This window comes from Thiothrix nivea DSM 5205 (assembly GCF_000260135.1).
Taxonomy (GTDB): Bacteria; Pseudomonadota; Gammaproteobacteria; order Thiotrichales; family Thiotrichaceae; genus Thiothrix; species Thiothrix nivea.
In genome coordinates this window covers 2004130-2022107 of sequence record NZ_JH651384.1, presented here as the reverse complement: position 1 = coordinate 2022107, position 17978 = coordinate 2004130, and the positions used below count along the sequence as shown (strand labels likewise).

The following is a 17978-nucleotide window of genomic DNA, read 5'->3' as shown; positions in this document are numbered from 1 at the left end:
TCCCGCCAGCTGCGGCGTTTGTTATTTGTGCGTGGTTGCAGGTTCTGCTTCTGAGCTTGCCTTTACGCCGTCATCACTTTGGTAGTCGCTCAGGAACTGGTGCGGGTTGACGTAGAACACCTGTTCCAGCCCCAAAGGTTGCTCGGGTTTCCATTCACTAACCTGCGGTGGCAGGCTGCGGATGGAGTAGTATAGGTTGGGTGTGCGTGCTGCCGTATTGGTGGGGACACCGATAGTGCCAATTTGTTCACCTGTTTTTACCCAGTTTGCCGGTTTGACTTCTACTTTGTCCAGATTGGCGTAATGGTGCAGACGCCATTTCGCACCGAGCACCCATACGGAGTTGTCGCCGCTGGGGGCGTTTTCACTGTAAAGTACCAGCCCGCTGGTGGAGGCAACGACGGGCGTGCCTTTATTGGCAAAAATGTTGATGCCTTTCTGGGCGTTCATGCCGCCGATCTTGTAACCGTAAGCCGTTGGACTCCTGTCATACAGTTTGCCCCCTTCGACGGGCGCGTGGCGGTCTTCCGGTATCCAGTAACCGATCATGAAAATCATAAGTGCTAACAAAAGTAGCAGAGGTTTTTTGTTCATAATGTACACCCTATTTCCCTATCCGCTGTTATTATTTTTATGACGGATGTTTTGCGAGGAAGTTCATCTTTTTGTATAGGGCATTATAAATTTCTTTTGTGATTTAAAAAACCATTTCCCGAAGAAAGGTTATCCAGCGGTATTGAGCAGTTTTTGTTTGATCTCTTGGACTGTGGGTGTCCATTGTGTTGGGGCATATTGTTCCCAATCTGTTAAATATTTATCCAATGATTTGTCGTCGGTGTCCTCGCCCAGGTTGAGGTAGTTGATGCTGCTCCAAGTGTCCGGTTGTTTGTCAAAAATAGGCAGTAGCTGGTTGGCGACCAGTTCGTTGAGGTTACGCCCTTGCGCGTAGGGGTCAGCATTGAGGGTTTTCTGATATTCCTGATACCAGCGCGGCAGTTTCATGCCCTTGGGCAGTTTGCGGTGTGCCTGTTTGAGGTTGTCCTGCTCGTATTCGAGGAACTTGGGGGCGTATTCCTGCCATTGGGGGTAGGGTGGGTTATCTTCCCAGTGTTGCGCCATTTTTTCCAGCGCAAACAGGCTAAAGGCTTCACACAGGGATTCTTCGAACCATTGCTGGTGGGACATGTTATTGGGGGCGAGGTCGTAATTCGACATCAAGTGGCACATTTCGTGGGAAAACTGGTAAGTCAGTTGCGCCCAGTAGCGGCCATGCACGTTAAGCATGATGATGTATTCGCCATTGGGGCCTTTTTCATAGGTGGAAATGGGGCCGGTCTTGTCATTGTGGATCAGGATGTTGCCGAACTGACGCCCTGCTGTATAAGGGGAAATCACTTCGATCACCGATTCCAGCACAGTCTGGATGTCATCGGGCTTGGCTTCACCCCAGTCCTGGCTTTCCAGCTGGATGTGTGCAGGCGGGGCGAAGGCCGCCGCGTAAAACGGGATGAAGCACAGGAGCGCAAGTAACAGGAATTTTAGGTAACGCATGGCATCACTCGGCAGTGGCCTGCCGGTGATGCGGCAGGCGGTTAACCGGATTGACCGGGTTTGGAACCAGCAGGTTGTTTCCCGTTATTCTGGCCTTCCATCCAGTTTTGGAAAGATCTCAGCATGTCGATCGGTAGCGGAAACACGATAGTCGTGGTGTTCTCGGTGGAGATGTCATTGAGCGTTTGCAGGTAACGCAATTGCAGCGTTTGCGGGTTGGCCGACATGACATTGGCGGCGGCCAGCAGTTTTTCGGATGCCTGCAATTCGCCTTCCGCATGGATGACTTTGGCGCGGCGTTCGCGCTCGGCCTCGGCCTGTTTGGCGATGGCGCGGATCATGCTTTCGTCGAGGTCGATGTGCTTGATTTCCACATTCGTTACCTTGATGCCCCAGGCAGCAGTCTGGTCTTCGAGGCTGGCCTGGATGTCGAGGTTGAGCTTTTCGCGCTGGGAAAGCATTTCATCCAGATCGTGCTGGCCGAGTACCGAACGCAGGGTGGTCTGCGCCAATTGGCTGGTGGCCATGTAGTAATCTTCCACCTGAATGATGGCGCGTTCCGGGTCGACCACGCGGAAATACAGCACCGCGCTGACATGCACGGTCACATTGTCGCGCGAAATCACGTCCTGTTTGGGGATGTCCATCGTCACCACGCGCAGGTCAACTTTGACCATTTTCTGGATGCCGGGAATGATGATGATCAGCCCCGGCCCCTTGACCGCCTGGAAGCGCCCGAGGAAAAACACCACGCCGCGCTCGTATTCGTTGAGGATCTTGATTGCGGAGAACAGGATTGCGCCCAGCAACACCAGCGGGGCAAGGTATTCGACAAACATCAGTTTTTCTCCTTGGCTTTGACTTCCAGTACCATGTCGCGCGCCGCCAGCACTTCCACCGGTTGACCGGCACTGAGCGGCGTGGCGCTGTGCGCGGCCCAGTATTCGCCGTTGACAAAAACGTGGCCGCTGTTGCTGAAGGTTTCGGCAGTCTTGCCTATCTGGCCAATCATGTGTTCCAGCCCGCTGACCACCGGCTTGTGGCGCAGGCTGGCGAAACGGTTCAGCATCCACAACAGGAATCCGCCCGCCACCAGCGCGATGCCGCCAAACAGGGGCAGGGATATGGCGAGGTATTTGTCATCGAACAAAATCACCGAACCGATCACGAAAGCAATCAGCCCACCCACGCCCAGCACCCCGCTGCTGGCGATAAAGAATTCCATCACCATGAAGGTCAAACCGACCATGATCAAACCTAGTCCGACATAATTGACCGGCAGCATCTGGAAAGCGTAAGCGGCCAGCAGCAGGCAGATCGCCCCGGTTACGCCGGGCAGGATGAAACCGGGGTTGGAAAATTCGATGATCAGGCCGTAAATGCCGATCATCAGCAGCACCAGCGCGATATTGGGGTTGGTAATCACTGCCAGCAAATCGGAACGCCAGTCGGGTTCGATGTGTTCAACGCTCAGGTTTTGGGTATTGAGGAACACTTTGCCTGCGGTGGTGGCGATTTCCCTGCCATTCACCTGTCGTAAAAAATCGTCGAGATCGGTGGCGACCAGATCAATTACACCCTTGTCCAACGCTTCGCTGGCGGTGATATTGACGGCTTCGCGCACGGCCTGTTCCGCCCACTCGCCATTGCGCCCGCGCAGTTCGGCCAGGCTGCGGATGTAAGCGGCGGCGTCATTGACGATCTTTTTTTCCAATGGGCTGTCAGGCTCCAATGCTTTCGGGGCGGTTTCTTCCGGCTGCGGTGGGTTGGGCACGCCGGGTAATCCACCGATCTGGATCGGGGTCGCGGAACCGAGGTTGGTGGCAGGAGCCATCGCCGCAAGGTGGCTGGCGTAGAGGATGTAGGTACCGGCACTGGCGGCGCGTGAGCCGGAAGGGGAAACGTAGGTGGCGACCGGCACTTTCGAGGCCAGGATGGCGCTGATGATGGTGCGCATGGAGGTGTCCAGCCCGCCGGGGGTATCCATTTCCAGCACGATCAGGGAAGCGGCTTCAGCCTCGGCGCGTTCGATGCCGCGCACGATCAAGTCCTGCGTGACCGGGCCGATGGCACCTTCCACATGCACGACCAATATCTTACCGTCTGCCTGCACGGTCAGCGGCAGCAACAGCAAGGCTGCCCAAAGCACGATCAGCCGTATGCAGTAACGCATGACCTGTCTCCTTGTGCTGTTAGTGGATACCTTGAGCATAGCAACCCGCAGGCAGGGCTGCCAAAAACGGCAGGGAAAACAGGTTTGTATGGCTAATTATTGCGCCAGCCGGCTTTCTACCGGCAACTCCAGCACAAACTCTGCCCCCCGCTCAGCCTCGCCCAGCCGGACGCTGCCACCATAAGCCTTGAGGATGGAAGCAATGATTTCCAGCCCGAGGCCAGTGCCGCCTTTGCTGCGCTTGGTGGTGAAAAACGGGGTGAAAATCTTGTCACGGTTGGCGGGGGAAATGCCTTCGCCATTGTCGTGCAGGCGTACTTCCAGCTTATCCTTACGCTGGCAGGTGCGGATGTTGATGTGGGTAGCGCCGTGTTGCAGGCTGTTGTCGAACAAGTTAGTGAACACCACTTCCAACGCATCCGGGGCGATGCCCAGTAAGGCATTGGGCAGTTCGCTTACATGCAGTTCCAGCCCGCGTTCCCGGTAGCGGTTGTGCAACGCTTTGAGGGTGGCGGGCAGGGTGGTGGTCTGGTTGCTGGGTTCCAGGGCATCGGCGCGTGCCAGTTCCAGCAGGCGGTTGACCAGTTGCTTGAGGCGCTGGGTGTCAGCCAGCAGGTTGTTAATGAATTGCGCGCTCTTTTCCGGCGGCATGGAGTCCAGATGGTCGTGAAGCAGTTCCAGCGCGCCTTGCATGGCGGTCAGCGGGGTCTTGAATTCGTGCGAGACGTGGGTGGCGAAGCGGCGGATGTAGTCGGAACGTTCCGCCAGCGCGTGCGACATGCCCGCAAAACTGTCGGAAAGCTGTGCCACTTCGCGGGTAACAGGGTTGCGCAAGGGTTCCACCACGCGCTGCTCCCCCTGCCGTACCCGTTCGGTTTGTTGCAGCAGTTCGCGGATTGGGCGCGAAATGGTGGAGGAGACAAACAGCACCAGCAACACCGATAGCGACATCAGGATCAGGGAGGAGAGGAACACCTTTTCGCGCTCTTCATACAGGTGCTTGATGATATTTTTGGGGGTGCGGGACAGGTAGATGACACCTTGCAAGCGCCCGTTTTCAATGACCGGGAAGGCAGTAAAGACGCGGATATTGGTTCCCCGGCTGATCGAGTACAGGGGCGGGGGCGGCTCATCGGAAAGGCGCTGGCGGATGACGCTGGCGTAATGGCCTTGCAGCGCTTCCTTGACCTCGGGAATGTGCGCCAGTGACAGGCCAATCTCTTCACGCCCGGCGATGACCGTGCCGTTCATGTCCAGCAGGCGCACGCCAGAGAGGGTGATTTGTTGCGTATCACGGATGATGTGGCTCATGTATTCGCCGATTTGGTGCGCCAGCGGGTCGGTGGCCTGGGTACTGGGGCGTGCATCGGGGCGCGGCGGCAGGATCGGGTCGATCAGGTCAACCTTGGGGCTAATGGGCGTGTAGTAGTCGTCAATCGGTTGGTAGCCTTCCAGATTGAAACCGGGCGGGGCGGTCAGTGAACGTGAAAAATGGATGTAACCATAATCATCCTCTTGCTTGTCACGCACAAATTGGCGGATGGTGGCGGCAAAGGCGGCGGATTGGGAAATCAGCTCCAACTCGGTCTGCTGCACCAGTTCGTTTTCATAAATGCGGAAAAAATACAGCCCGCCCAACGGTAATAGCAAAATGGTCAGCATCACGATCAGCAAGATGCTGCGCAGGCGGAATAGCGTTTTGCGGGGCAGCGGCAGGCGGGCGTTTATTGGCATGAAGCAAGTTTATACCCAACCCCGTGCACGGTTTCAATCACGTTATCACAGCCCGTTTCGGCGAATTTCTGGCGGATATGACGGATATGGCTGTCGATGGTGCGGTCGCTGACGTACACATTGCCATCGTAGGCGCTGTTCATGATGCTGTCGCGGCTGAACACGCGGGCGGGCTGGCGCACAAACATTTGCAACATGGCGAATTCGGTGGCGGTCAGGCTGATGGCTTGGGCATTCCAGCTTGCCGAGTGCTGTTCCGGCTGGATACTGAGCCTGCCATGGCGCAATTCGCCTGCGGCGGGTTCTGCTGCCCGGGGTAGGGCTTGCGTGCGTTTGAGGATGACGTTGATGCGCGCCACCAGTTCACGTGGGCTGAAGGGTTTGGTGACGTAATCATCGCCACCGATTTCCAGCCCCAGAATGCGGTCGATTTCATCATCGCGGGAGGACAGGAACAGGATCGGCGCTTCCGAAAACTTACGGATTTCGCGGCAGACTTCCAGCCCGTCGAGTTCCGGCATATTGATGTCGAGCACGATCAGGTCGGTGGGGTGGGTGCGGAACAGCTCCAGCGCCTGCCGCCCGTCTTCGGCTTGCGTGACCTGCATATTGGCCTTTTCCAGCGCGAAACTGATCACGTCGCGTATGTGCGGGTCGTCGTCTGCAATCAGAATGTGTTTGTTCATGTTGATCCTCCATTGCCTGTAGACAAGGATGGGGGCATCACGCTAGAACAATCAACAGGGTAATGGCAGAAAGATGCGGAATTCCGGCCAGCGGGTGTCGTGCCGCCGACCGGATTCCGGGGAGTCTTCGGGTTTTTAAAACCCACCGGGACAACTGACGTTAACGATAGGCAGATTATTTTTTTCATCGTCAGCACCCGGTTCGGTGAGTAGTGTCAGGTACATATGCTACCCAGGCGTTGTGCAGCGAATATTTCAATTCCGTGGAGATATGCAGGAAAAGTTTTGCAGATTGTGTGCAGATACACGGGTTAGCCCTTGCGCATTTTGGCGAAATCCAGCATCCGCTGGGTGGACTGCAAGGCTTTCACGCGGATGCTTTCCTCGACGAAAATCTCGTTTTTGCCGGTTTCCAGCACCTCCAGCAGGTTGTGCAAACCATTCATCGCCATCCACGGGCAGTGCGCGCAACTGCGGCAGGTCGCGCCTTCACCCATGGTAGGGGCTTCGATGAATTCCTTGTCGGGGGCGGCTTGCTGCATCTTGTAGAAAATGCCGTGGTCGGTGGCGACAATGAAGCGCTTGTTGGGCAGGTTTTTGGCCGCATTGATGATTTGGGTGGTGGAGCCGACCGCATCCGCCAGTTTGATGATTTCTTCCGGTGATTCCGGGTGCACCAGCACGGCGGCGTCGGGGTATTTCCCGATCAGCTCGCCGAGCGCGCGCGACTTGAATTCGTCATGCACCACGCAGGCTGCCTGCCACAGCAACATATCCGCCCCGGTGACGCGCTTGATGTAGTTGCCGAGGTGGCGGTCGGGTGCCCAGATGATTTTCTTGCCCTGTTCGTCCAGCCAGGAAACCAGGTCGACCGCGATGCTGGAGGTGACGACGTAATCGGCGCGTGCTTTCACTTCCGCGCTGGTATTGGAATACACCACCACGGTGTGGTCGGGGTGCTGGTCGCAGAAGGCGATGAATTCAGGCGCAGGGCATTCCAGATCCAGCGAACATTCGGCTTCCAGGGTGGGCATCAGCACGCGCTTTTCCGGGTTGAGGATTTTGGCAGTTTCGCCCATGAAACGTACCCCGGCGACGATCAGGGTGGTGGCGGGGTGTTCATTGCCGAAACGCGCCATGTCCAGCGAGTCGGAGACGTAGCCGCCGGTGGCTTCCGCTAGTTCCTGCAAATCCCGGTCGACGTAGTAGTGCGCGACCAGCACGGCGTCCTGCTCCTTGAGTTTTTGTGCGATGTTGGTTTTGACCTGTTCTTTCTGTTCCGGCGTGTAATGTGGGCGCAGCGATTCGATGCGGGCAGTCAGGGGAGCCTGGATGACGGGGATATTGGGGAATTTGGCAGTCATGGCAAGTGCTTAACCTTTATATAAATAATGGCTCAAGCATGGGGCAGAATCGGGGAAGATTCAAGGTTGCCGGTCAGGAAGAGCCATTAAGCTGCGGGGAAGAAGACAGCCATGCTGTTGCGCCAGACCTGCGGCAGCAATTCGTCTGGCGTTATGCCTTTCACTTGCGCGACTTGTTCGGCGATGAAGGGCAGGTATTTTGGCTCGTTCTTGTGGCCACGGTAGGGAACGGGGGTGAGGTAGGGGGCGTCGGTTTCCAGCAGGATTTGCTCCAGCGGGGTCAGGGCGATGATGTCACGCACGTTGTCTGCCGCCTTGAAGGTGCTGATGCCGTTGAAACCGATGCAGAAGCCTTCGCCGAGGCAGTATTCCGCCAGTGCCTGCCCGGAGGTGAAGCTGTGGATGACGCCGCGTTTGGGCATCTGGCCGACGAAATTGGCGAGGATGGCTTGCGTATCCGCATCTGCCTCACGGGTATGCACCACGATCGGCAAATCGAGGTCGATGGCAATCTGTAACTGGCGCTCGAATGCGGTGCGCTGTTTGGTGCGGTCGGAATAGTCGTAATGGTAATCCAGCCCGATTTCGCCGATTGCCACGATCTTGTCATGCAAGGCATTGGCGCGGATTTGCGTTTCCACCGCGTTGTTGTAGTCGTTGGCATCATGTGGGTGGATGCCTTGCGTTCCCCATACTTGCGGGTATTGTTGCGCCAGCGCCATGACCGCTTCCAGGTTGTCGGGTGATACGCCAATGGTGATGATACGCTCGACGTTCACAGCTTGCGCGGCTTGTAGGGCGGTTTCCAGCGCTTCGCCTTCCAGATAGTCCAGATGGCAGTGGGTTTCGATGATCGGGTGGCTGAAGATGGGGATGGCGCGTTTTTTGCTCATTGGGGGTGCTTGCGTTTACTGCTGGAGGCGTGAATTTTGGGTTGTTAGGCAGGAAAACTCAAGTTTAGGGGAATGTCTGAACCGGGATTACGCAGATTGGCGTGATTAACTGTGATTTTGACGGTGGCACACCCAAAAATCACAGTTAATCTGCCACATCATACGAGTCCCGGTTCAGACAATTTTCTCAGGCGTTACTTTACGTGCGTCCAGTTCCGCAGCAGTGAAGCCCGGCATCCGTGCAGCCATAATGGCCTCAACGAAGGTCGCACTTGGGCGCATCGCCGCTTTGGTCATTTCGGAATCAGCGAAGAAGTAACCGCCAATATCCACCGGCTGCCCCTGGACAGCACTGATTTCACCGATGATCTTTTCCTCATTTTCCTCCAGGACTTTGGCCAGCTTGCCGAAGTGTTCCGCCATTTCAGGCTCTCCGGTTTGTTTGGCCAGTTCCTGCGCCCAGTACATCGCCAGATAGAAGTGATTGCCGCGCGTATCCAGCTCGCCGGTGCGAGGCTTGGGTGACTTGTCGTTCAGCAAGACATCGCCGATGGCCTGATCCAGCGTTTCAGCCAGCACTTTGGCCTTGTTGCTGCCGTATTGTCTGGCGACCTGCTCGAAGGAAACGGTCAGTGCCAGGAACTCGCCGAGGGAATCCCAGCTCAGGTGGTTTTCTTCCAGCAATTGCTTCACCAGTACCGGAGCCGTACCGCCCGCGCCGGTTTCATACAAACCGCCGCCGCTCATCAGCGGGACGACGGACAGCATTTTGGCGCTGGTGCCCACTTCCATAATCGGGAACAGGTCAGTCAGGTAGTCGCGCAGGATGTTGCCGGTGACGGAAATGGTGCTCTTGCCACGGATAATACGTTCCAGACTGAAACGCATCGCGCGCAGTGGCGACATGATGCAAATATCAACGTCGGTCAGGTCGTGATCTTGCAGGTAGGTTTTCACCTTCTTGATCAGTTCGGCTTCATGCGGGCGGTATTCATCCAGCCAGAACACGGCGGGCAGTTGGGATTCACGCGCGCGGCGGACAGCCAGTGCAACCCAGTCACGTACCGGCAGGTCTTTGGTCTGGCACATGCGCCAGATGTCACCGGCTTCCACGTTTTGCTCGATCAGCACCTTGCCCTGATCATCCACAATACGCGCCACGCCGTCTTCAGGGATTTCAAAGGTCTTGTCGTGGGAGCCGTATTCTTCCGCCTTTTGCGCCATCAGGCCGACGTTGGGCACAGTACCCAGCGTTCTGGGGTCGAACGAGCCATTGGTTTTGCAGAAGTTGATCATTTCCTGATAAATACGCGCGAAGGTACTTTCCGGCATGACTGCTTTGGTGTCTTTCAAACGGCCATCCGGGCCGTACATTTTGCCACCGTTGCGGATCATGGCAGGCATGGAGGCATCGACGATCACGTAGTTCGGGGAATGCAGGTTGGAAATGCCCTTGGCAGAATCCACCATTGCCAGTTCCGGGCGGTGTTCGTAGCAGGAGTGAATATCCTGCTCGATTTCTTCGCGCAGTGAGGTCGGCAGGGTGGCAATCTTTTCGTACACGCTGCTCATGCCGTTGTTCGGGTTGACACCGATCTCCTTGAACAGTTCACCGTGTTTATCGAACAGTTCCTTGTAGAAAATCTTCACGCAGTGGCCGAACACGATCGGGTGCGAGACTTTCATCATGGTGGCTTTGACGTGCAGCGAGAACATGACGCCGGTCTTCTGCGCATCCTCAATCTGCTTTTCATAGAACTCGCACAGGGCTTTTTTGCTCATGAACATGCTGTCGATGATTTCGCCTTCCAGCAGGGAAACCTTCGGCTTGAGCAGGATGGTTTTGCCGCTCTTTGTGACCAGATCCATGCTGACATCGCAGGCGCGATCCAGAGTCAGGCATTTTTCGCTGTGGTAGAAGTCGCCATCCTTCATGTGGGAAACGTGGGTGCGTGATGCCTGGCTCCATTCCTTCATTTCATGCGGGTAGGTTTGCGCGTAACGCTTGACCGCAGCCGGTACGCGGCGGTCAGAGTTGCCTTCACGCAGCACCGGATTGACCGCACTCCCCAGCACTTTGGAGTAACGGCGCAGCAGTTCCTTGTCTGCCTCGGTTTGCGGATCTTCCGGATAATCCGGCAGTGGGTAACCTGCTGCCTGTAATTCTTTGACGGTTGCGATCAGTTGCGGGACGGATGCGCTGATGTTGGGCAGCTTGATGATGTTGCTGTCAGCCTTCTGTGTCAGTTCAGCCAGTACCCCCAGGTCGTCAGAAACCTTTTGTTCTTCCGTCAGGTAGTCGGCGAATTCGGCAAGGGTACGGGCAGGCAGCGACAGGTCGTTTTTGATGATCTTGATGCCAGCGCCAGAGGCGAAGGTACGGATGATAGGGAGCAGGGAACACGTCGCCAGCAGCGGCGCTTCATCCGTCAGCGTGTAAATGACCTTGGGTGTTTCATTATTCATATGGAATGGTTCCTGATAGCGGTATTGTACGACAATATTATAAAATATATTCGTAAATCGCTACCAAATCCATCTATCAAAATAATTATTGTCGACAATTTGCATCTTCTCGCTTCAGGTAGACAACAAAGCCTGCAAGATGATCCGAATGGCCAGCAACGTCAGCAACCACTTGAGCGCAAGCTTGAACTGCTCGTTGGGAACCCGACGCCGCAGTCGCGTCCCCACCCAGGTTCCGGCAATTACCGCCACCATCATCGCCAGCATCACCGGCCAGTATTCCGCAAAATTGAATCCAATAACCCCAAACAAGGCCAGCTTGATGAGGTGCGAAATGCTCATGAAAACGGCGGAAGTCACCACGATTTCATCCCGTTCCAGCCCTTTGCGCACCAGCGTCGACTGCGCCAATGGCCCGGTTGTGCCTGACAGCATCCCCATGCCGGTCTGCACGAAACCAATGGTCAGGAATTCACCCCTGGGGCTTTCCCGGAAACGGATGCCGCCGCCCCACACGTTGAACAGGATGAAAGCCGCAATCAGCAACGGCAGGTAGTCCAGATTGATCAGGGTAGCGATTCTGGCCGCCAGCAACCCGCCAGCCATGGAGCCGATCAGGAAGGACAGCACAAATTCCCAGCGGATGTCATGCCACCCAAACAATGCCCGACTGGTGTTGGAAACTAGCTGTGTCGCGGCATGTACCGGAATCACCGCCACTGCTGGCAGCAGCCCCGGCATCAACGCAATCAGGATCAGCCCGCCCCCCAGCCCCATCACCGCTGTCAGCAGGGAGGTAAGGAAGGCGAACAGCATCAACAGCAAATCATTAACAATACCTTCGCCAAACCGGTGGTAAGTTCATAGGTTAAAAAGAGAGCAGTCATTGTTACCATGGGCAATCACAACAAAGTCCAAAGAATAACAACAACTGCTCATGAACGAACTTACCATGCTTCTTGGCTGCCTGTCTTGCCTACTGGATAGCAGCACCCTGCGCCAACTGACTGCCATCAGTGAGGCATTGCTCACGATGACAGGGCGTATCACCTTGTTGGGGATCAGCCGCTGGACAGGCAAAGGTGGCAGCTACCGGACGATCCAGCGCTTTTTCGTGAAGCCCCTGCCGTGGGGCAAGTTGAACTGGACGTTGGCCAAGGCATCGGTGAAAGCCTCAACCGGAGCCATCCTGATAGCTGGTGATGCCACCACCGTCACCAAATCCGGGAAGGAGACCTTTGGCCTGGGACGCTTTTTCTCTTCCATTTACTCCCGCGCGGTTCCCGGCATTGCGTTCCAGACACTATCGTTGGTGGATACCGCAACACGGAAGTCCTGGCCCATCCTGATGGAGCAAATCCAACCCCCACCCAAACCGGAAACGCCAGCCCAACCCAAGGTAGCCAAAACCCACCAGCGCAGGGGACGGCCCAAAGGCTCGAAAAACCGTAACAGCCGTGATGTCCAACCCAATGCAGAAATGCTCCAGGTGCAGACGATGCTGAAAACACTGCTTGGGCTGGTCGGGGATACCGTGCAACCGGCTTACTTCGTCTACGATGGCGCGTTTGGCAACCCTGCCGCCGTACAGATGACACGGCAAACCGGCTTGCACCTTATTTCCAAGCTGCGCAGCAACTCTGCGCTGCACTTCCAATGGGAAGGCGTTTATTCCGGCAAGGGGCGGCGGCGCACCTATGGGGAGCGGGTGGATTATGACAACCTGCCCGCCACCCACCTGAAGTCCGAACAAACCCATCACAACATCCGCACCCGTACCTACCCGTTCAAGGCCATCCACAAAAAATTTGCCGACCCTTTGAATGTGGCCATCATCCACAAGGAAAACCTCAAAACCGGCAAAACGGCCAAGGTCATCTTGTTCAGCACTGACCTGGAACTGGAAGCAGATGACCTGGTGGATGACTACCGCCTGAGATTCCAGATCGAGTTCAACTTCCGCGACGCCAAACAACACTGGGGGCTGGAAGATTTCATGGTGACACGACAACAGGCGGTCTTCAATTCCGCCAATTTGTCCCTGTTCATGGTCAATGTCTCCCAGACATTATTGGCTGCCTCGGATGAGGCGGGCATCCTTGACCTGAAGGCACGCTACCACGGCCTCTGTTACGCCCGCGAGGCATTTAAAATACTTCCTGAAACCGCCAAAGTGATTAATTTAGGACTTACGCATTGACGAAGCAGCCCTGTCTGTGTCAGGAATAAGTTTTTCACGCGACATAAAAGCCAATGATAAGAAGGCCCAAACGCCCACCGACAGCCAATTGCACCCTGCCAATGTACATGGGGTTTCTGATGAGTGAACCGAAATCAAGCACCTGCACCCGCCTGTCGGAAGTGATGGGCATCTCGCATGACAGTGTAAACCGCTTCCTGTTGCGGGAAGCCTATGAGCCAAAAGACCTGTTCAACGAAGCATCGCGGCTGCTGAACCTGGTGGGCGGGACATTGAATGTGGATGACAGCACGCTGGACAAACCCTACAGCCAGCATATGGAGCTGGTTGGACACTTCTGGTCAGGCAAGCACCACCGGGTGGTCAAGGGGCTGAACCTGATCACGTTGTATTACAGTGACCCGCAAGGGCGCAGCCTGCCGGTCAACTACCGGGTGTATGACAAGGCAGAGGGCAAGACCAAGAATGATTATTTCCTCGACATGCTGGAGGACGTGTTGGCATGGGGGCTGCAACCCGCCTTCATGACCGGGGATAGCTGGTATTCCTGTGTGGGCAACCTCAAAACGGTAAGAAACCACCGCATGGGGTTCCTGTTCGCTGTGGAAAGCAACCGCCGGGTATCCACCGAAAAGGGGTCATGGGTGCAGGTACAGAAACTGGACATCCCTGCTGACGGGCTGAGGGTCTGGTTACGCGAATTTGGCGAGGTAAAGCTGTTTCGGACGCAGTTAAAAGACCAACTGCGCCATTACGTGGTTTTCCTCCCGAATGCTGACGCCTATGACACCTTCCAGCAAGCGGATTTCCAGACCCTGCATGACCAGCATTGGCAGATTGAGCAATACCACCGCATGATCAAGCAGGTCTGCCATATCGAGAAATTCCAGGTACGCGGCAACGTCCCGATACGTAACCATATCTTTGCCGCCTTGTGCAGCTATGTCCACCTGCAACAGATGCAGTTTGTTGACATCATCAGCAACGCCTACCAATGGCAACACGACTTGTACACGGATGCTGTGGCTGCTTTTGTCAGCCGCTTCATGCAAGGCAAGCAGCACCTCAACCCACAATTTCAGGCCGCCGTCAATGCGTAAGTCCTATAATTTTGAGGACTGGATCAGGAATGTTCCCATCCTGGGGCGGGTTCATGAACGTAAAATGGCGGCTTAGTGGCGAAGGTATTGATTAAATGGCATGTAGATTTCTTCAGCTCCATTGGACGGCATCATGATGGATTAACCACCTTGCTCGCTGATAATTTCAGGGCGGCTAAAATATGAGAAACCGAATTTTCAATTGCCGACGGTATATTTCACGCCAATGGATTCACAACATCCAAAAACTCGAAGCACACAAAATCTTTGACATTGAGCGTATATAACCCGGCAATTCCATTGTCGCGTAATGTCGCAGCCAACGAGGTATCGAACACTTTTTTACGGGTATGGATGTCTGCAAACAATTTCAGAAATGTGTCCAGTTGAGTGGGAAGTGGGTGCACGATCGTTACACCGGTATCCATGTACTGCTGCACAACTTGCAAAGCTTCAGGCAATGGTAACGGCGAGCCGAGCTTTGTCCAGGTGATGACATTGAGAAACTCTATCAAAACTTGTGCCGGAATACAGACGGACAGCTTACCTTCGCCATCCCGTTCATTCAGGGCTTTTTCAATAAAGGCTTTGGCGGCCTTGTGGAATGGTGCGTCGATATTGTGCGCATACACTAGCAGGTTGGTATCCAGTGCGTACATGCGACTTACATACCACGTTCTGCATACAGCTCATCCCGGTCAGGCATGACATCGCTGCCCAGACTGAATGTTTCAACCCTGAATGGCTTGTGAGTCTGGGTGTTTTGTGCAGGTAAGCGCGGGGTGAAGGGTAGGCCGCGCTGCAATTCAATCTGTTTCAGGAACATGGTGATTGCCTGGGCTGTGGTCATGCCGAGTTGCGCGAGTACCTGTTCTGCACTGGCTTTCAGCTCAGGATCGATGCGAGTGGTGATGATGGCGCTTTTGCTCATGATGCTGCCTCCTATGAGGTCATGAATGTATTCATATGTAATACATTTAATTGTATTCGGCAAGTGATAACAAGTTTGTCGCTCAATACGATTTTATACGTGGAACAAATCGCAATTAGCGGATACCGGAAACCCTTCGGCGGAGTTTGTTCTTGTTGTCCTGAGTCTTGTCATGTAATACTGAGGTTGTACCTCGATTTTGTACGGTTAGGTATTCGCAGATGATTATTCCCCGCCATCTTTTGCCGATTGTGAAAAACCGTGCGGAGCAATACCCCGTGATTACGGTGACGGGGCCGCGACAGTCCGGCAAGACGACCCTGTGCAAGCAGGCTTTCCCTGACAAGCCTTACGCCAATCTGGAGCGACCAGATACGCGGGATTTTGCCCGTTCTGATCCAAGGGGATTTCTGGCGCAATTCGGTGATGGGGTCGTACTCGACGAGATTCAGCGTGTACCTGAGTTGTTGTCCTGGATACAGGTTGAAGTCGATGAAAAGAAACAGATGGGGCAGTTCGTGCTGACCGGAAGTCATCAGTTCGAGTTGTCGCGGGAAATTTCACAGTCGTTGGCCGGGCGTACCGCTTTATTGAAGTTGCTACCGTTGTCGATGGCGGAATTGCAGGATGCCGGGCTGCCGGTAGCGGCGGATAGCCTGTTGTACAAAGGCGGGTATCCGCGTATTTACGAGCAGGCGCTAGACCCGGCGATGGTGTTGGGTGATTACTTCGAGACTTATGTACAGCGTGATTTGCGTGAGTTGTTGCAGCTGAAGAACCTGCAATTGTTCGAGAAATTTGTACGGCTGACAGCAGGACGTAGCGGGCAACTGCTCAATATGCAGAGTTTGGCCAATGACGTTGGAGTGTCAGGCTATACGATCAACGAGTGGATCAACCTGCTGGAAGCCTCCTACATCGTATTTCGTCTGCCGCCGTGGTTCGCCAATGTCGGCAAGCGTCTGATCAAGTCGCCCAAACTGTATTTTTACGATGTCGGGTTGGCGGCCTGGCTGATGGGTATTACCCGCGAGGAGCATCTGGCGACGCATCCGTTGCGTGGAAATCTGTTTGAAAATCTGGTGGTGCTGGAAGTTTTCAAGACTTTTTATAATCGTGGCGAACGCCCGAATGCTTATTTCTACCGGGATTCCGCAAAGAATGAAGCCGATCTGGTGCTGGAAGCGGGTGATGGCCTACGACTGCTGGAAGTCAAGGCGGCACAAACTGTGGCGAGCGACGCGATGCGTCCGGCGCAGAAAGTGGCGGGGTTCCTGGGTGAGCGCGTGAGGCAACTGGTGCTGGTTTACGGCGGCGAGATGCCACAACAGCGTTCCGAATTTACCGTGCTACCGTATTTCTCTGTTGGGGGTTGGGTGTAGGCAAGTGCCTACACCCTTTATTGTTACCCCTTCACGCACAACACCTGCTTCAGCGTATGCACAATCTCCACCAGATCGCTCTGCGCTTCCATCACCGCTTCGATCGGCTTGTAGGCGGATGGCGTTTCGTCGATCACGTCGGCGTCAGTACGGCATTCCACGCCCGCGACGGCCTTGAGGTGCTCTTCCATCGAGACGCGGCGTTTGGCTTCGGTGCGTGACATCACGCGGCCTGCGCCGTGGCTGCAACTGCAAAAGCTTTCCGCGTTACCCAAGCCCCGCACGATGTAGGATTTTGCCCCCATGCTGCCGGGGATGATGCCCATTTCGCCTATCTTCGCGCTCACCGCACCTTTGCGCGTTACCCACACATTTTCGCCGTAGTGGTTTTCGCGGCTGATGTAGTTGTGGTGGCAATTGACCGCTTCCACATCGGCGGAAAACGCTTTCGGCAACACTGTGCGGATCGCTTGCAGGGTACGCGCCATCATTACTTCGCGATTGACCTGCGCGAAATCCTGCGCCCACGCTACCGCTTCGACGTAATCGCGGAAGTGCTGGCTGCCTTCCGGGAGGTAGGCCAGATCCTTGTCGGGCAGGTGGATGAACCAGCGTTCCATCTCCTTCTTCGCCTGCGCGATGAAGTGCGAACCAATCTTGTTGCCGACCCCGCGTGAACCGCTGTGTAGCATCACCCACACGGCCTGATCTTCATCCAGACACACTTCGATGAAATGGTTGCCGGTTCCCAGCGTTCCCAAATGTTTTAGGTTGTTGCTGTTTTTCAGGAACGGATGCTTGTCGCACAGGCGCTGGAAACCTTCGCTGAGTTGCAGCCATTTTTCCAGTACGTCAGCGGGCGGTTCACCCCAGCTACCTTTATCGCGGCCACCACGGGTACGCGACATACCATGTGGAACAGCTTTTTCGATGGCGCTACGCATCAGCTCCAGCGAATCAGGCAGGTCGGAAGCGGTCAGGGTGGTTTTCGCCGCCATCATTCCACAGCCAAGGTCGACTCCGACCGCCGCCGGGATCACCGCGCCAATGGTGGGAATCACGCTGCCGATGGTCGCGCCTTTACCCATGTGTACGTCGGGCATGATCGCCACCCATTTGTGGATGAAGGGCATCTGCGCCATGTTCAGCACTTGACGCTTGGCGTTGTCGTCAAAGGGTACGCCGCGTGTCCAGGATTTGATGGGGGCGTGGCCTTGTTCGTGCAGGACTTCGTAGTTACCGGTAATGGTCATGCTGCTTTCCTTGTTTCCTTTTTGTTGCTTACAGGTATTACATGGCAATAGCTGTGCCAAATTTTACTTTATTAATGTAAATTATTGAAAATAAATATATAAGTATCAATCATGTTCAGTCTAATGATAATTTGTCTTGGAGCTGAATTTATTTTTCTGGATAGAGTTTTAATTTTTAAGATAATTACGATAAATGCAAAAATCATCAGTCATGCTACACTGCTGTCATTATTCATTCTGACGAG

16 protein-coding genes are annotated in these 17978 nt (G+C 55.0%); 3 read left to right on the top strand and 13 right to left on the bottom strand.

Annotated features, from left to right (window positions below; genetic code table 11):
• Positions 1-21: 21 nt before the first annotated feature.
• The 10 genes from THINI_RS10065 to THINI_RS10020 all read right to left on the bottom strand — a co-directional run bounded on the left by THINI_RS10065 (position 22) and on the right by THINI_RS10020 (position 11683).
• The gene (locus THINI_RS10065) at positions 22-558 is read right to left on the bottom strand and encodes a M23 family metallopeptidase (RefSeq protein ID WP_245536610.1); all 537 of its coding nucleotides are present in this window, start codon (positions 556-558) and stop codon (positions 22-24) included.
• A gap of 165 nt (positions 559-723) precedes the next feature.
• The gene (locus THINI_RS10060) at positions 724-1551 is read right to left on the bottom strand and encodes a hypothetical protein (protein WP_002708486.1); all 828 of its coding nucleotides are present in this window, start codon (positions 1549-1551) and stop codon (positions 724-726) included.
• Positions 1552-1592: 41 nt separating this feature from the next.
• Positions 1593-2390: a slipin family protein gene (locus tag THINI_RS10055; protein ID WP_002708485.1), complete on the bottom strand. Its 798-nt coding sequence runs from the start codon at positions 2388-2390 to the stop codon at positions 1593-1595.
• Positions 2390-3724 carry an NfeD family protein gene (locus tag THINI_RS10050; protein ID WP_002708484.1) on the bottom strand — a complete coding sequence of 445 codons (1335 nt, stop codon included), beginning with the start codon at positions 3722-3724 and terminating at the stop codon, positions 2390-2392. The genes THINI_RS10055 and THINI_RS10050 overlap by 1 nt, the downstream gene beginning before the upstream one ends.
• Before the next feature lie 96 nt (positions 3725-3820).
• Complete coding sequence (locus THINI_RS10045) at positions 3821-5458, bottom strand: sensor histidine kinase (RefSeq protein ID WP_002708483.1); 1638 nt, start codon at positions 5456-5458, stop codon at positions 3821-3823.
• Entirely contained in the window at positions 5449-6144 is a 696-nt protein-coding gene (locus THINI_RS10040) for a response regulator transcription factor (RefSeq protein ID WP_002708482.1), read from the bottom strand. Before THINI_RS10040 ends, THINI_RS10045 begins: the two co-directional genes overlap by 10 nt.
• Positions 6145-6455: 311 nt before the next feature.
• Positions 6456-7508, bottom strand: coding sequence for a quinolinate synthase NadA (gene nadA / locus THINI_RS10035; protein ID WP_002708481.1), 1053 nt, complete (start codon positions 7506-7508; stop codon positions 6456-6458).
• Positions 7509-7594: 86 nt separating this feature from the next.
• Positions 7595-8401, bottom strand: coding sequence for a TatD family hydrolase (locus tag THINI_RS10030; protein ID WP_002708480.1), 807 nt, complete (start codon positions 8399-8401; stop codon positions 7595-7597).
• Positions 8402-8575: 174 nt separating this feature from the next.
• Positions 8576-10867 carry an NADP-dependent isocitrate dehydrogenase gene (locus THINI_RS10025; RefSeq protein ID WP_002708479.1) on the bottom strand — a complete coding sequence of 764 codons (2292 nt, stop codon included), beginning with the start codon at positions 10865-10867 and terminating at the stop codon, positions 8576-8578.
• A 114-nt stretch (positions 10868-10981) separates the two neighbouring features.
• On the bottom strand, positions 10982-11683 hold the full coding sequence (locus THINI_RS10020; protein ID WP_002708478.1) for a sulfite exporter TauE/SafE family protein: 702 nt from the start codon (positions 11681-11683) through the stop codon (positions 10982-10984).
• Positions 11684-11804: 121 nt separating this feature from the next.
• On the opposite strand from THINI_RS10020, the gene THINI_RS10015 reads away from it, so the two are divergent.
• On the top strand, positions 11805-13067 hold the full coding sequence (locus THINI_RS10015) for a transposase (RefSeq protein ID WP_002708477.1): 1263 nt from the start codon (positions 11805-11807) through the stop codon (positions 13065-13067).
• Between the two features lie 56 nt (positions 13068-13123).
• The gene (locus tag THINI_RS10010) at positions 13124-14167 is read left to right on the top strand and encodes an IS701 family transposase (RefSeq protein WP_081485965.1); all 1044 of its coding nucleotides are present in this window, start codon (positions 13124-13126) and stop codon (positions 14165-14167) included.
• A gap of 218 nt (positions 14168-14385) precedes the next feature.
• On the opposite strand, the gene THINI_RS10005 is transcribed toward THINI_RS10010, so the two are convergent.
• Positions 14386-14826, bottom strand: a complete 441-nt coding sequence (locus THINI_RS10005) for a type II toxin-antitoxin system VapC family toxin (protein WP_002708475.1) — start codon at positions 14824-14826, stop codon at positions 14386-14388.
• A gap of 5 nt (positions 14827-14831) precedes the next feature.
• Positions 14832-15098 carry a type II toxin-antitoxin system RelB/DinJ family antitoxin gene (locus THINI_RS10000; protein WP_002708474.1) on the bottom strand — a complete coding sequence of 89 codons (267 nt, stop codon included), beginning with the start codon at positions 15096-15098 and terminating at the stop codon, positions 14832-14834.
• 221 nt (positions 15099-15319) lie between these two features.
• Between THINI_RS10000 and THINI_RS09995 the strand changes: the two genes are divergently transcribed.
• Positions 15320-16480 carry an ATP-binding protein gene (locus THINI_RS09995; protein ID WP_002708473.1) on the top strand — a complete coding sequence of 387 codons (1161 nt, stop codon included), beginning with the start codon at positions 15320-15322 and terminating at the stop codon, positions 16478-16480.
• Positions 16481-16503: 23 nt separating this feature from the next.
• Here the strand turns inward: THINI_RS09995 and THINI_RS09990 are convergent, their stop codons facing one another.
• Positions 16504-17733, bottom strand: a complete 1230-nt coding sequence (locus THINI_RS09990; RefSeq protein ID WP_002708472.1) for an RtcB family protein — start codon at positions 17731-17733, stop codon at positions 16504-16506.
• Positions 17734-17978 lie beyond the last annotated feature (245 nt).